We start from the raw sequence: 14,288 nt of genomic DNA on the forward strand, positions 1-14,288 counted from the left end.
CGATCAGCCGTCGCGACCCTCGCGCTTGCGACCCAGCGGCATCGGCGCAACCGTGCCGGGCGCCAAGCGGCGCATCGCGATCAGGAAGGCGGTGTGCCCGCGCATCGTGTGTTGTGGCCGCACCGCCAACCCGACCACATTCCAGCCGCGCTGCAACGTCTCCCAGGACCGCGGTTCGGTCCAGCACTGTTGGGCGCGCACCGCCTCCACCGTCTTAGAGAGCTGGGTGACGGTGGCGACGTAGATCACCAGCACGCCGCCGGCGACCACCAGTCGCGACACCGCATCGAGCACGTCCCACGGCGCCAGCATGTCCAGCACCGCGCGGTCGAAGGATCCGTCGGGCAAGTCGGAATCGGCGAGGTCACCGAGGATTAATTGCCAGTTGTCCGGCAGCTCGCCGTAGTAGCTGCCGACATTGCGCCGGGCGTGTTCGGCGTGGTCGGCGCGCTGCTCGTAGGACACGACCTGCCCTCGGGGGCCGACCGCCCGCAGCAGCGACAGGGTGAGGGCACCGGAACCGGCGCCGGCTTCCAGCACCCGCGCGCCGGGAAAGATGTCGCCCTCGTGCACGATCTGGGCGGCGTCTTTGGGGTAGATCACCTGCGGTCCGCGCGGCATGGACATGACGTAGTCGACCAGCAGCGGACGGAGCACCAGGAACAGCGCGCCGTTGCTGGACTTGACCACGCTGCCCTGCTCCAGGCCGATGATCGTGTCGTGGGCGATGCGGCCGCGATGAGTGTGGAATTCGCTGCCCGGCGTGAGCGTGATGGTGTAGTGGCGGCCCTTGGCGTCGGTGAGCTGGACGCGCTCGCCGACAGTGAACGGACCGGTGGCTGACACGCCGTCCAGCGTGCCAGTCGACTCGCCGACCACGTTTATCGGGGTTGACCACGATTTGTCGTAGGCCGGTCATAAGCTGCGAATATGACCAATCAGCTGGCGGCTGCCCCGCCGGTTGCGCACAGCTCGCGGCCGGCGTTGTCCCCGTCGCGGGCTGCGGACTTCAAGCAGTGCCCGCTGCTGTACCGGTTCCGGGCGATCGACCGGCTACCGGAGGCGCCGTCCACACCCCAGCTGCGCGGGTCCTTGGTGCACGCCGCCTTGGAGCGGCTGTACGGCTTGCCCGCCGGGCAGCGCGATCCGCAGACCGCCAGCGCTCTGGTCGAGCCGGCGTGGGAGCAGGTGCTGGCCCGCGAGCCAGACCTGCTCGCCGGACTGGAACCCGATCAGCGGACCCAGCTGCTCGACGAGGCGCGGGCGCTGCTGGCGGGTTACTACCGGCTCGAGGACCCGACCCGTTTCGACCCGCAGTGCTGCGAGCAGCGGGTCGAGGTCGAACTGGCCGACGGCACCTTGCTGCGCGGCTACATCGACCGGATCGACGTCGCTGCCACCGGTGAGCTGCGCGTGGTCGACTACAAAACCGGCAAGGCGCCGCCGGAAGCGCGCGCCCTGGCCGAATTCAAGGCCATGTTCCAGATGAAGTTCTATGCGGTGGCGTTGTTTCGCTCGCGTGGCGTGCTGCCTACCCGGCTGCGGCTGATCTACCTCGCCGACGGTCAACTGCTGGACTACACGCCGGACCGTGACGAACTGCTGCGATTCGAGAAGACACTGATGGCGATGTGGCGCGCGATCCAAGCTGCCGGCCAGACAGGCGATTTCCGGCCCAGCCCATCGCGGTTGTGCAACTGGTGTGCCCACCAGGTGCACTGCCCAGCCTTCGGTGGCACCCCGCCGCCCTACCCGGGCTGGCCGACCGAACCGGCGGCATGAGCGGCAGCTTTTACCGCCGTCTACCCCGACTCGGCGACGGCGATGAACGGTTTGAATCGACGGAATTCACGCGCAGCAACTGGGGGCCGGATCTGCAGCACGGGTCTCCGCCGATGGCGCTGCTGACCAAGCTGGTGGAAGAACTCTCGGCGGGATCAGGCTTGCGAATCGGCCGACTCAGCCTGGACATTCTGGGCGCAATCCCGGTCGCCCCGGTGCGTGCCCGCGCCTGGATGCAGCGGCCGGGATCGCGGGTGGCGATGATGTCGGCTGAGATGCACGTCGACCGGACGGATGGCTCCACCCGCGCCGTCGCGCGCCTGTCCGCGTGGTTGATCGCGGTATCCGACACCGCCGACGCCGCCTCGGACCGCTATCCGCCGGTACCAGAAGGTCCCGCCCAGCCCGTCCCGGACGTATTCGCCGATGCCGGGGGCTATTTCGATGCGATCACCTGGCGCCCGCAGCGCGTGGACGACGGCGCCGAGGCGCTGTCCTGGTTCAGTCCGATCGTGCGCATCGTCGACGCCGAGGAGACGACGGCCCTGCAGCGCCTCGCCGCCGTGGTGGACTGCGCGAACGGGGTCGGCAAAATTCTGGATCCAGGCGAATTCGCGTTCATGAACACCGACACCGTGGTGCATCTGCATCGACTGCCCGTCGGCAACGACTTCGCGCTGCGTGCCCGCGCGTCCGTCGGCCCGGACGGCGCCGGGGTGACCACGGGCGAGATCTTCGATATCGCGGGATTCATCGGCACCTCCGCGCAGACGCTGTTGATCCAACGGCGATAGCGCAGCGGCGCAGGCGCTGGCCTCTCTCAGCCACCGGCGGCGCGGGCCGTGCGGTGCCGGGATCTGACCTGCAGGGCCCCTAGTCCAGCGCCGTCAACTCCTGCAGCACCGTGGGAATCAGTTCGCTGACCGTCGGATGGATGTGCATGGTGCGCGACAGCGTGGTGTACGGCGCTTTGGCTGACATGACGTCCAAGACGCAGTGCACGGCCTCGTCGCCGCCGACACCGAAGATCGCCGCGCCCAAGATCTCGTCGGTGTCGGCGTCGACCACGATCTTCATGAACCCCTGTGTCTCACCCTTTTCCACGGCCCGGCCGACCCGCGTCATCGGCCGCTTGCCGACCAGCACCGTGCGGCCCGAGTCGCGGGCCTGCCGGACGGTCATACCGGCGCGCCCCAGCGGCGGGTCGATGTAGAGGGCGTAGGTGGTGATGCGATCGCTGACCTTGCGGGAGTCGTCATCGAGCAGGTTGGCGGCTACGATCTCGAAGTCGTTGTAGGAGGTGTGGGTGAAAGCACCCTTGCCGTTGCAGTCCCCCAGCGCCCAGATGTGGTCGATGTTGGTCTTGAGTTGGTCGTCGACTTCGATGTAGCCGCGCGCGTCGGTCTGCACACCGGCCGCGTCTAGGCCGAGTTCGTCGGTGTTGGGCTGGCGGCCCACCGCAATCAGTAGATGAGTCCCCGCGATCGCATCGGCACCGGCACTCGACGTGAGTTCAAATCCGTTGTCGCGCTTACTGACTCGTACACCGTCGGCGCCGGTGACGACGATGATGCCTTCAGCTTCCAGGATCTCGCGGATGGTCGCCGACACGTCTTCGTCCTCACGGGCGGCCAACCGCGGCCCCCGCTCGACGACGGTCACCCGGGCACCGAAGCGGCGGTACATCTGCGCGAACTCCAGCGCGATGTAACTACCGCCGACGATCACGAGATGCTCGGGCACCGTGTCGAGATCGAGCACCGAAACATTGGTCAGGTAGTCGACTTCCGCCAGGCCGGGGATGTCCGGCACCACCGCGCGGCCGCCGACGTTGAGGTAGATCCGGTCGGCGCGCAGCAGTTCGTTCCCGACCCGCACGGTGTGCGGATCCTCGAATCGTGCGTGTCCGCGGAAGACGGTGCAGCCCTTCATGCCGTCCAACCAGGATTCGACGCCGTGGCGGTCCTTGAGCATGATGTCGTCTTTGCGGGCCTTGACCTTGCCCATGTCGATGGTGACCGGTCCGGTCCCGACTCCGTATTCCGCGCCACGCCGCGCCAGGTGCGCGGCATGGGCGCTGGCCACCAGGGTCTTGGTAGGGATGCAGCCGTAGTTGACGCAGGTGCCGCCGACGTGCTGGCGCTCGATGACTGCGACCCGCTGTCCGGCGGCGGTCAGCCGCCCGGCCAACGGCGGTCCGGCCTGGCCGGCGCCGATGACGATCGCGTCGAACGTCTGCGTCACAAAGCTGCCGCGACGGCGACGATGGCGAACGCGCCCAGCACGGCAACCGCGTCTTCGAGCAGGGCGATCGGCAGGTCGTGGCCGCCGTTCTTGGCCACCAGCGCGCGCCGGGCCTGGTAGCCGCCGATGGTGCCGAGCACGGCCCCGACGATGCCGGCCCCCAGAGCCGCCCACTTGTGCCCCCACGCGGTGCCGAGGACCGCGCCGGCGAACCCGCCGGTGATCAGCCGGACCGCGAACACCGGTGTCGCGGTGCGTGGCGGCGTCTTGGGCAGTTTGTCGTTGACCAGCTCAGCGACTGCCAGCAGGCTCAGGATCACCACGGTCACCAGGTTGCCGACCCAGGCAGCCCAGGTTCCGGTCAGGTTGAGCCAGCTCAGCGCCACCGCCCAGCTGACCGCAGCAGGCGCCGTCAGGGATCGCAGACCCGCCACGACACCGATGAGCATGGCCAGCAGCAGGACAGTAACTTGCGTCACAGCAATCCCTCCTGGGACAGACGTAGCGCCTGGATACGGCGGCCGGACTTCCGTGGATGCACGGGTTCCAGCGGGACGCTAGCACAGCTAATGTCCGGGCAGCGGGTCAGAATCTGCAGAACCTGATGTCTGAGGCCAGGATCGCCTTGGCCCCGATCACGGCCAGCTGGTCCATGATTCCGTTGACGTCGCGGCGCGGCACCAGCGCGCGGACCGCGACCCACTGCGGGTCGGCCAGCGGGGCGATGGTCGGCGACTCCAGACCCGGGGTGATCGCGGTCGCCTTGTCCAGCACCGAGCGCGGGCAGTCGTAGTCGAGCATCAGGTACTGCTGACCGAACACCACGCCCTGCACCCGGGCGATCAATTGGTCACTGGCAGCGCCGGATTGGCTGTCTGCGCGTTCGATCAGCACCGCTTCCGAATCGCACAGCGGCTCACCGAAAGCCACCAGATCATGCAGGCTCAGGGTGCGTCCGGAGCCCACCACATCGGCGATGGCGTCGGCAACTCCCAGTTGCACGGAAATCTCCACGGCGCCATCGAGTCTGATGACAGTGGCATCAATGCCTTTGTCGGCCAGATCTTTTCGCACCAAATTGGGGTAGGCGGTAGCGATGCGCTTGCCCGCCAGATCCGCCGTCGTCCAGTCCAGCCCGGCCGGGCCGGCATAGCGGAACCTCGACGACCCGAAGCCCAGCGCCAGCCGTTCCCGCACCGGCGCGTCGGAGTCCAGCGCCAAATCGCGTCCGGTGATGCCGAAGTCGAGTTCCCCGGAACCGACGTAGATGGCGATGTCCTTGGGCCGCAGGAAGAAAAATTCGACGTTGTTGGCGGGATCGATGACGGTCAGGTCTTTGGGATCGGTGCGTCGGCGGTAGCCGGCCTCAGACAGGATCTCGGCGGCCGGTTCGCTCAACGCGCCCTTGTTGGGTACCGCCACGCGCAGCATGCTCACAGCTTCCGGTAGACGTCATCGAGGGACAGGCCGCGGGCGATCATCAATACCTGCGTCCAGTACAGCAACTGGCTGATCTCTTCGGCCAGCGCCGCGTCGGGTTCGTGCTCGGCAGCCAGCCACACCTCGCCGGCCTCCTCCAAGATCTTTTTGCCCAGCGCGTGCACGCCGGCGTCCAGCGCTGCCACGGTGGCGCTGCCCGCCGGCCGGGTGCGGGCGCGTTCGCCGAGTTCGGCGAACAGATCTTCGAAGGTCTTCACGGCCAGCGATTGTTCCACGTCCGTGCCGAACAGACGCAAAAGCACCCGATACGCCGGGTTTAAGGGCGCTTTTGCGTCTGCTCGCCCAAGTTCAGTCCTCCGGGTTGTAGCCGAGATTGGGGGCCAGCCAGCGCTCGGCTTCCCGCAGGGTCCAACCCTTGCGCTTGGCGTAGTCGGCGACCTGGTCCTGGGCCATCCGGCCGACCACGAAATACTGCGACTGCGGGTGGGAGAAATACCAGCCGCTGACCGCGGCACCGGGCCACATCGCCATCGACTCGGTGAGTTCGATGCCGGTGCGTTCTTTGACGTCCATCAGCTTCCACAGCGTCACCTTCTCGGTGTGCTCCGGGCAGGCCGGGTAACCGGGGGCGGGCCGAATGCCCTGGTACTTCTCGCTGATGAGCGCCTCGTTGTCCAGGTGCTCATCCGGCTGGTATCCCCAGAATTCCTCGCGGACCCGCTGGTGCATCCGTTCGGCGAACGCCTCGGCGAGGCGGTCGGCGATCGACTCCAGCAGGATTGCGCTGTAGTCGTCGAGAGCCTCTTTGAACTCCATGATCTTTTCCTGGCCGCCCAGCCCGGAGGTGACGGCGAAGGCGCCGACGTAGTCGCGCAGACCCGTTTCCTTCGGGGCGATGAAGTCGCCCAGCGACCGGTTGGGGATGCCGTCGCGGTGCTCACCCTGCTGACGCAGATTGTGCAACGTGGTCAGCACCTCGGTACGGGTGTCGTCGGTGTAGACCTCGACGTCGTCCCCGACTGCATTCGCCGGGAAAAAGCCGATCACCCCGTTGGCGGTCAGCCACTTCTCCTTGATCAGGGTGTCGAGCATCTGTTGCGCATCGTCGTAGAGCTTGCGGGCCGCCTCACCCGAGGCCGGGTTGTTGAGGATGTCGGGGAACCGGCCCTTCATCTCCCAGGCGTTGAAGAACGGCTGCCAGTCGATGTATTCGCGCAGCTCGGCGAGGTCGTAATCGAGAAACTCGCGGACCCCGAGGCCCGCGGCGGGTACCGGCGGCGTGTAACCGTCCCAGTCGATCGGCGTCCGGTTGGCGCGGGCCTTCTCCAGGGTCAGCGTCGGGCGCTCGTTCTTCTGAGCGTGCCGTTCGCGCAGCGATGCGTAGTCCTTTTCGGTGGCTTCCAACAGGGCCGGTCGCTGCTTGTCGTCGAGCAGCGCGGCGGCGACCGGCACCGACCGGGAGGCGTCCTTGACCCAGACCACCGGTCCACTGCGACGCGGTGAGACCTTGACTGCCGTGTGCGCGCGCGAGGTGGTCGCACCACCGATCAGCAGCGGGATCTCCAGCCCCTCGCGTTCCATCTCGACGGCGAAGTTGACCATCTCGTCCAGCGACGGGGTGATCAATCCGGACAGCCCGATGATGTCGGCGTCGTGCTCCTTCGCCGCGGCCAGGATCTTCTCGGCGGGCACCATCACCCCGAGGTCGATCACTTCGAAGTTGTTGCACTGCAACACGACTCCGACGATGTTCTTACCGATGTCGTGCACGTCACCCTTGACGGTCGCCATCACGATGGTGCCGTTGGTATCCTTGCCGGCTTTTCCATCCTGGGCGGCCCCGGAGTCCGCTTTCTCCTGCTCGATGAACGGCAGCAGGTAGGCCACGGCCTTCTTCATCACCCGGGCCGACTTCACCACCTGGGGCAGAAACATCTTGCCTGCGCCGAACAGGTCGCCGACGACGTTCATGCCGTCCATCAGCGGGCCCTCGATCACCTCGATCGGGCGACCACCTGCCGCGGCGATCTCGGCACGCAGCTCTTCGGTGTCGTCGTCGACGTTGGCGTCGATACCTTTGACCAGGGCGTGCGTGATCCGCTCGCGCACCGGCAGGCTGCGCCATTCAGCGGCCTTCGGGTCTTCGGACTTCTCCGTCTTGTTGAACCGCTCGGCGATCTCCAGCAGCCGCTCGGCGGCGTCCTCGCGACGGTTCAGCACGACGTCTTCGATCCGGTCCCGCAGCTCGGGATCGATCGAGTCATACGGCACCAGGGCGCCGGCGTTGACGATGCCCATGTCCAGGCCGGCCTTGATGGCGTGGAACAGGAACACCGCGTGGATCGCCTCGCGCACGGGGTTGTTGCCGCGGAACGAGAACGACACGTTCGAGATGCCGCCGGAGATGTGCACCCCGGGCAGGTTCTCTTTGATCCAGGCGCATGCCTCGATGAAGTCGATGCCGTAGGTCGCGTGCTCCTCGATGCCGGTGGCCAGCGCGAAGCAGTTCGGGTCGAAGATGATGTCTTCGGCCGGGAAGCCGACCTCTTCGGTCAGGATCCGGTAGGCGCGCCCGCAGATTTCCTTGCGACGCTCGAGGTTGTCGGCCTGCCCCTGTTCGTCGAAGGCCATCACGACGACGGCCGCGCCGTACTTGCGGCACAACCGTGCCTCGCGGATGAACTTCTCCTCGCCCTCCTTCATGGAGATCGAGTTGACGATTGGCTTGCCCTGCACGTTTTTCAGGCCGGCCTCGATGACCTCCCACTTGGAGGAGTCGATCATCACCGGCACGCGGCTGATGTCTGGTTCGGCGGCGATCAGCTTGGTGAACCGGTCCATCGCGGCGACGCCGTCGATCATGCCCTCGTCCATGTTGATGTCGATGACCTGCGCACCGACCTCGACCTGCTGCAGGGCGACCGACAGGGCGGTGTCGTAGTCCTCGGCCTTGATCAGGTTGCGGAACCGGGCCGAGCCGGTGATGTTGGTGCGCTCACCGATGTTGACGAACAGGGAATCGTCGGTGATGTTGAGCGGCTCCAACCCGGACAGCCTCGTGGCCACCGGGATCTGCGGCACCTCACGCGGGGATTTCCCCTCGACCACCTTGGCGATCTCGGCGATGTGCGGCGGCGCCGTCCCACAGCAGCCACCGACCAGGTTGACCAGCCCGGCCTCGGCGAACTCGGCGATGTAGGAGGCCTGGCGCTCCGGGGACTCGTCGTATTCGCCGAAGGCGTTGGGCAGGCCGGCGTTCGGGTAACAGGAGACGAACGTGTCCGCGATCCGCGACACCTCGGCGATGTAGGGCCGCATCTCCGGCGCACCCAGGGCGCAGTTGAGGCCGACCGCGATGGGCCTGGCGTGCCTGATCGCGTTCCAGAACGCCTCGGTGACCTGCCCGGATAAGGTCCGCCCAGAGGCATCGGTGATGGTGCCCGAGATGATCAGCGGCCAGCGGCGACCACGTTCCTCGAACAGTGTCTCGACCGCGAACACCGCCGCCTTGGCGTTCAGCGAGTCGAAGATCGTCTCGATCATGAGCAGGTCGGCACCGCCGTCGACCAGGCCGTTGGCCGATTCGAGGTAGGCGGCCACCAGCTCGTCGTAGGAGACGTTGCGGGCGCCGGGGTCGTTGACGTCCGGCGAGATCGACGCGGTGCGCGTCGTCGGGCCGATGGCACCAGCCACGTAGCGGGGCTTGTCCGGCGTGCTGAACTCGTCAGCGGCTTTGCGGGCCAGCGCCGCACCGGCGTAGTTCAGCTCATAACTCAGGTCCGCCATGTCATAGTCGGCGAGCGAGATCGCGTTCGCGTTGAAGGTGTTGGTCTCCAGGATGTCGGCGCCCGCATCGAGGTACTCGCGGTGGATGCCCTCGATGATCTGCGGTTGGGTCAGCGTGAGCAGGTCGTTATTGCCCTGCAGAGCGGTCGGCCACTCGGTGAACCGGTCGCCGCGATATCCGGCCTCGTCCGGGCGGTCGCGCTGAATCGCCGTGCCCATCGCGCCGTCGATCACCAGGATCCGCTGGCGCAGGGCGGCCGCCAGCTCGTCGGTGCAGTCCGGGCGGATGTTCGGCTCGAAAATGTTCGACGCGGCGTTGTTCGACTGAGCGGCGTTCACGTACGTTCCTTCCACAGCGGAAGGCGTCCTTGAGATCTGCCGAGCGTGGCGGATGGCCGGTGCTGACCCCGGACTCCGTTGCAACGCCTCTCGACCCGGCAAGTCTACGTCGGTCTTCCGACATCTGGACGCCCAGCTAGACCCGACCCGGATCTTATCGGCAATGTCGTTGTCACCAGGGTCAACCAGCTCACCGTCGCAGCTATTTCCGCCACGAGCGTCCTCACAATGCCGGTCTGAGGGCTGATTTGCCGCACATGTGGAGGCGCTCAGCGCAGCAGGACCATCCTCGCTTAAGGCGATCGGTCCCGGCGCACCGCACGTCCGGATCGGTATGGCACCCGCAACGCCGTTAGGCTGACTGGATGACACTTCCCGACGGTGACCAGGACGGCGGCGACACGCTGCCGCGCCTGCAGAACACCGTCGTGGTGGCGGCGTTCGAAGGCTGGAACGACGCCGGTGACGCGGCCAGCGACGCGGTGGCTCACCTGTTCGACATCTGGGACGCCGCTCCCATCGTCGAGATCGACGACGAGGCCTACTACGACTACCAGGTCAACCGGCCGGTGATCCGCCAGGTCGACGGCGTCACCCGGGAGCTGGAATGGCCGGCGATGCGGATTTCGCACTGCCGCCCCCCTGACAGCGACCGCGACGTCGTGCTGATGTCCGGGGTCGAGCCGAACATGCGGTGGCGCACCTTCTGCGACGAACTGCTGGCGGTGATCGACAAGCTCAACGTCGACACCGTGGTGATCCTCGGCGCCCTACTGGCCGACACGCCGCACACCCGGCCGGTGCCGGTCTCGGGGGCGGCATATTCGTCGGAGTCGGCGCGGCTGTTCGGCTTGGAGGAAACCCGCTACGAGGGGCCCACCGGCATCGCCGGCGTCTTCCAGTACGCCTGCGTCGCGGCCGGTATCCCGGCCGTCACGTTCTGGGCGGCGGTGCCGCACTACGTGTCCCACCCGCCCAATCCGAAAGCGACGGTGGCGCTGCTGCACCGCGTCGAGGAGGTGCTCGACGTCGAGGTGCCACTGGCCGACCTGCCCGCGCAGGCCGAGGCGTGGGAGCGGGAGATCACCGAGATGGCCTCCGACGACCAGGAACTGGCCGAATACGTGCAGTCGCTCGAACAGCACGGCGACGCCGCCGTGGACGTCAACGAGGCGCTCGGCCAGATCGACGGCGACGCGCTGGCCGCCGAATTCGAGCGGTATCTGAAGCGGCGCCGGCCGGGATTCGGGCGCTAGCCTCAGTCGGGCTCAGTCGTGCCCCGGCGCAGCATCGCGACGACGGTCGTCGGTTCGCCGGCCAGCGCTGTGGAGATGAACCGGTTGATCAGTGGGCGTGCGGTGAACCGCAACGCAACGCGACGCGAGGTCGGCAGCGTCCAGCAGCCGGTATCGCGGGTGACCTTCTGTTTATCCTCAACCACCCACCGCCACAGCTTCTCGTAGAAGTCCAGCGCCCGCTCCACCGTGGAGGTGGTGCGCAGCTGCTCGGCCAGCACGTAGGCCCCGGCCACCGCCAGCGACGGGCCGTGCGGGGCAAGCGGTGAGACCGCGGCGGCAGCATCACCGATCAGCACCACGCGGCCCTTGCTCCAGCGGGGCATGATGACCTGAGCGGCCGCCTGGTAGTAGATCTGCTCCGACGGTGGGCAACGGTCCAGAATCGCCGGCACCAACCACCCCATCCCGGCAAACTTCTCCCGGACGACGCCGCGCGGGTCGTCGGCCAGCGTCGGGTCGGCAGCGGCGAATGTCCCGCACACTGCGGCGCGACCGTCCGGAAGAAAGAAGGTATCCAGCTGGCGTTCGAGGGTGTCGGTCAGGACGATCTGCTCGACATCGGCCTGACGGCCGATGTCGGTGGCGTCGCACACGAAAGCGGCGCAGTGAAATCCGAGATAGCGCAGGTAATCCGACTCGGCCCCGAACACCATCGCCCGCACCGTCGAGTGAATGCCGTCGGCGCCGATCAGCAGATCGGCCACCAGCTGCTCCCCGCTGTCCAGCGTCACCGAGATGCCGTCGTCGTTGTCGGTCACCGCGGACAGCGAGGTGCCCAAACGCACCTCGACGGCCTCGGGCAGATTGCCGCGCAACACGCTGGTCAAGTCGGCCCGCAACATGCTGGACACTCGGCCGCCGAGCGCCTTGGCGATCTGGTTGTACGGCAGGTCGGCCCGCCGGCGACCCTGCTCATCGACCAGCGTGGCCTCGTCGATGCGGTAGGAGACGTCTTTGACGGCGGGCAGCACGCCGATCGCCTCGGCAGCCTCGTATCCGGCGCCATAGAAGTCGATCAGGTAGCCCCGCTCGTCAGGCTCGGGCGTTCGTTCCAGCACGACGACGTCGGCGCCCAGGCTCGACATGCGCTCTGCCGCGGCCAGCCCGGCGATGCCGGCACCGCAAATGATGACCTTCACGGCGTCATGGATTCGGCGGTTTCTCCAGACCCTGCGTGTAGGCGCTGGTGTAACGCCCGAGCGCGGCGACCTGCTCGTCCATCTTGGGCACCACCTCGACCGCGGCCCGGCTGGTCGGCAGGGTGCCGAGCCGGGTGGTCAACACCGGCTTGAGCCACCGGAATCCCGCGACCCATTCCGGGCAGTAGATGTGGTCCTTGCGGCCTTCGATGCCTTTGACGAACGCCGAGGCGCACTTGTCGACCGAGGTCGTCTTGTTCAGCGGGAACGGCAATTTGGCGAGCAGTTCGCCGAACGCGGGCAGATCGCCCTTGGTGTCGCGGACCAGCGCGGTGTCGATCCACGACATATGCGCCGAACCGACGGCGACGCCGAGCGGCGCGACCTCCAAGCGCAACGCGTTGGCCAGATGTTCGTTGCCGGCCTTGGACATGTCATAGGCGGCCATCCCCGGCGCGGCGGCGAACGCCGCCAGCGACGAGACGACCAGCACGTACCCGCGGCGGTCGATGATGGCCGGCAGGGCGGCGCGCACGGTGTAGAAGACGCCGAGCAGGTTGACGTCGATCACCCGCTTGAAGGCCTCGGGGTCGATGTTGAGCACCGACCCGTAGCTGGCGATGCCGGCGTTGGCCATGACCACGTCGATGCCGCCGAACTTCTCGACTCCCTGAGCGACGGCCGCCTGCATCGCCGGCAGGTCCCGCACGTCGGCGACCACGGTCAGCACCCGCTCGTCCCCGCCGAGTTCGCTCGCGATCGTCGTCAGCTCTTCTTCACCCAGATCGGTGAGCACGAGCTTGGCGCCTTTGCGGTGCAGGCGACGGGCGACTTCCGCGCCGATCCCCCGCCCGGCGCCCGTGATGAGAACGACTTTGTCCTGCACTGTGCCCTGCACCCGAGTCATGGCCGAAAACGTACCATCGCGGACTTACAGGTCCACTCCCAGCAGGGCGTCCACCGCGGTCGCCACCAATCCTGGCGCCGCCTCGTCGTGGCCGCCGTAGTCGAGCGCGTCGGTGGTCCAACCATCAAGTGCGGCAACCGCTTTGGGGGTGTCGAGGTCGTCGGCCAGGTAGCGGCGCACCCGGGCCAGCACGTCGGCGGCGTCGGGCCCGGCGGGCAGCACGGTCGCCGAGCGCCAACGGTTCAGGCGACTCTCTGCTTCGTCGAGCACCGCCTGGCTCCAATATCGGTCGGCACGGTAATGGCCGGCCAGCAGGCCCAACCGCACCGCAGAGGGGTTGACCCCCTGGGTTCGCAGCTTCGAGACCAGCACCAGGTTGCCGCGGCTCTTGGACATCTTGTGCCCGTCCCAGCCGATCATCCCGGCGTGCACGTAGTGGCGCGCGAATCTGCGTTCACCGGTGACGCATTCGGCGTGCGCGGCGGTGAACTCGTGGTGCGGGAAGATCAGATCGCTGCCGCCACCCTGGATGTCGAGTTCGCTGCCGATGCGGCTCAGGGCGATCGCCGCGCACTCGACGTGCCAGCCCGGGCGGCCCGGCCCGAACGGCGAGGGCCAGGACGGCTCGCCGGGCCTCACCGCGCGCCACAGCAGCGCGTCGAGTTCGTCGGTCTTGCCGGGGCGGTGCGGGTCGCCACCACGCTGTTCGAACAGCTCCAGCATGGTGTCGCGGTCGTAGCCGGACTCGTAGCCGAACTGCAGGGTGGCGTCGGCGCGGTAGTAGACGTCGGGGTACTCGCCGTCCACGACGTAGGCTGCGCCGGCTGCCACCATCTTCTCGACGAGTTTCACGACCTCGGCGACCGCTTCGGTGGCTGCGACATAGTCGTGCGGCGGCAGGACCCGTAGCGCGGTCATGTCCTGCCGGAACAGCTCGGTCTCCCGGTCGCCGAGATCGCGCCAGTTGACGCCGTCGCGGTCGGCGCGCTCGAACAGCGGGTCGTCGACGTCGGTGATGTTCTGGACGTAGTGCACATCGTGGCCCAGGTCGAGCCACAGCCGGTGGATCAGGTCGAAGGAGAGGTAGGTGGCGGCGTGGCCCAGATGCGTGGCGTCATAGGGCGTGATGCCGCACACGTACATGGACGCTTTCGGGCCGGGGGTTACCGGTCGGACCTGACGGTCGGCGGTGTCATAGAGCCGCAGCTCGGGGCCGCGTCCCGGCAGGGCCGGGACCGGCGGAGAAGACCACGACCGCATGGCTCGTACTTTAGGCGTGGCGACGATGCAGCCCGCGCAGCGGGCTGAGAAGGAGGCGCGCAATCAGACCCCGCGTGGCGACGATGCAGCCCA

12 protein-coding genes are annotated in these 14,288 nt (G+C 67.4%); 3 read left to right on the forward strand and 9 right to left on the reverse strand.

Going from position 1 to position 14,288, the window contains the following annotated elements; genetic code table 11:
- Positions 1–3: 3 nt before the first annotated feature.
- Positions 4–846 (reverse strand): tRNA (adenine(58)-N(1))-methyltransferase TrmI, encoded by an 843-nt coding sequence (gene trmI, locus ACZYZ9_RS01200; RefSeq protein WP_463824417.1) that lies wholly within the window; start codon positions 844–846, stop codon positions 4–6.
- An 84-nt stretch (positions 847–930) separates the two neighbouring features.
- On the opposite strand from trmI, the gene ACZYZ9_RS01205 reads away from it, so the two are divergent.
- Together ACZYZ9_RS01205 and ACZYZ9_RS01210 are read left to right on the forward strand one after the other, a co-directional pair.
- A complete protein-coding gene (locus ACZYZ9_RS01205) occupies positions 931–1,782 on the forward strand; it encodes a RecB family exonuclease (protein ID WP_463824418.1) in 852 nt (283 codons plus the stop codon).
- The gene (locus ACZYZ9_RS01210; protein WP_463824419.1) at positions 1,779–2,576 is read left to right on the forward strand and encodes a thioesterase family protein; all 798 of its coding nucleotides are present in this window, start codon (positions 1,779–1,781) and stop codon (positions 2,574–2,576) included. Before ACZYZ9_RS01205 ends, ACZYZ9_RS01210 begins: the two co-directional genes overlap by 4 nt.
- A gap of 79 nt (positions 2,577–2,655) precedes the next feature.
- Here ACZYZ9_RS01210 and ACZYZ9_RS01215 read toward each other — a convergent pair whose 3' ends face one another.
- The 5 genes from ACZYZ9_RS01215 to metH form a co-directional block, all read right to left on the reverse strand.
- Entirely contained in the window at positions 2,656–4,026 is a 1,371-nt protein-coding gene (locus tag ACZYZ9_RS01215; protein ID WP_463824420.1) for an FAD-containing oxidoreductase, read from the reverse strand.
- The gene (locus tag ACZYZ9_RS01220; protein WP_463824421.1) at positions 4,023–4,505 is read right to left on the reverse strand and encodes a DUF4126 domain-containing protein; all 483 of its coding nucleotides are present in this window, start codon (positions 4,503–4,505) and stop codon (positions 4,023–4,025) included. Before ACZYZ9_RS01220 ends, ACZYZ9_RS01215 begins: the two co-directional genes overlap by 4 nt.
- A 106-nt stretch (positions 4,506–4,611) precedes the next feature.
- The gene (gene hisG, locus ACZYZ9_RS01225; protein ID WP_463824422.1) at positions 4,612–5,457 is read right to left on the reverse strand and encodes an ATP phosphoribosyltransferase; all 846 of its coding nucleotides are present in this window, start codon (positions 5,455–5,457) and stop codon (positions 4,612–4,614) included.
- Between the two features lie 2 nt (positions 5,458–5,459).
- Positions 5,460–5,741 (reverse strand): phosphoribosyl-ATP diphosphatase, encoded by a 282-nt coding sequence (locus ACZYZ9_RS01230; protein ID WP_463824908.1) that lies wholly within the window; start codon positions 5,739–5,741, stop codon positions 5,460–5,462.
- Between the two features lie 73 nt (positions 5,742–5,814).
- Entirely contained in the window at positions 5,815–9,606 is a 3,792-nt protein-coding gene (gene metH / locus ACZYZ9_RS01235) for a methionine synthase (protein ID WP_463824423.1), read from the reverse strand.
- Positions 9,607–9,956: 350 nt separating this feature from the next.
- On the opposite strand from metH, the gene ACZYZ9_RS01240 reads away from it, so the two are divergent.
- Positions 9,957–10,847, forward strand: coding sequence for a PAC2 family protein (locus ACZYZ9_RS01240; RefSeq protein WP_463824424.1), 891 nt, complete (start codon positions 9,957–9,959; stop codon positions 10,845–10,847).
- Between the two features lie 2 nt (positions 10,848–10,849).
- On the opposite strand, the gene ACZYZ9_RS01245 is transcribed toward ACZYZ9_RS01240, so the two are convergent.
- From ACZYZ9_RS01245 to mshC, 3 genes are read right to left on the reverse strand one after another with little or no spacing between them, the layout of a single operon-like run.
- Complete coding sequence (locus ACZYZ9_RS01245) at positions 10,850–12,028, reverse strand: FAD-dependent monooxygenase (protein WP_463824425.1); 1,179 nt, start codon at positions 12,026–12,028, stop codon at positions 10,850–10,852.
- 4 nt (positions 12,029–12,032) lie between these two features.
- A complete protein-coding gene (locus tag ACZYZ9_RS01250) occupies positions 12,033–12,935 on the reverse strand; it encodes an SDR family oxidoreductase (RefSeq protein ID WP_463824426.1) in 903 nt (300 codons plus the stop codon).
- 24 nt (positions 12,936–12,959) lie between these two features.
- Positions 12,960–14,195 (reverse strand): cysteine--1-D-myo-inosityl 2-amino-2-deoxy-alpha-D-glucopyranoside ligase, encoded by a 1,236-nt coding sequence (mshC, locus tag ACZYZ9_RS01255; protein ID WP_463824427.1) that lies wholly within the window; start codon positions 14,193–14,195, stop codon positions 12,960–12,962.
- Between the last annotated feature and the right edge of the window lie 93 nt (positions 14,196–14,288).

Source organism: Mycobacterium sp. IDUB_28 (genome assembly GCF_055419285.1).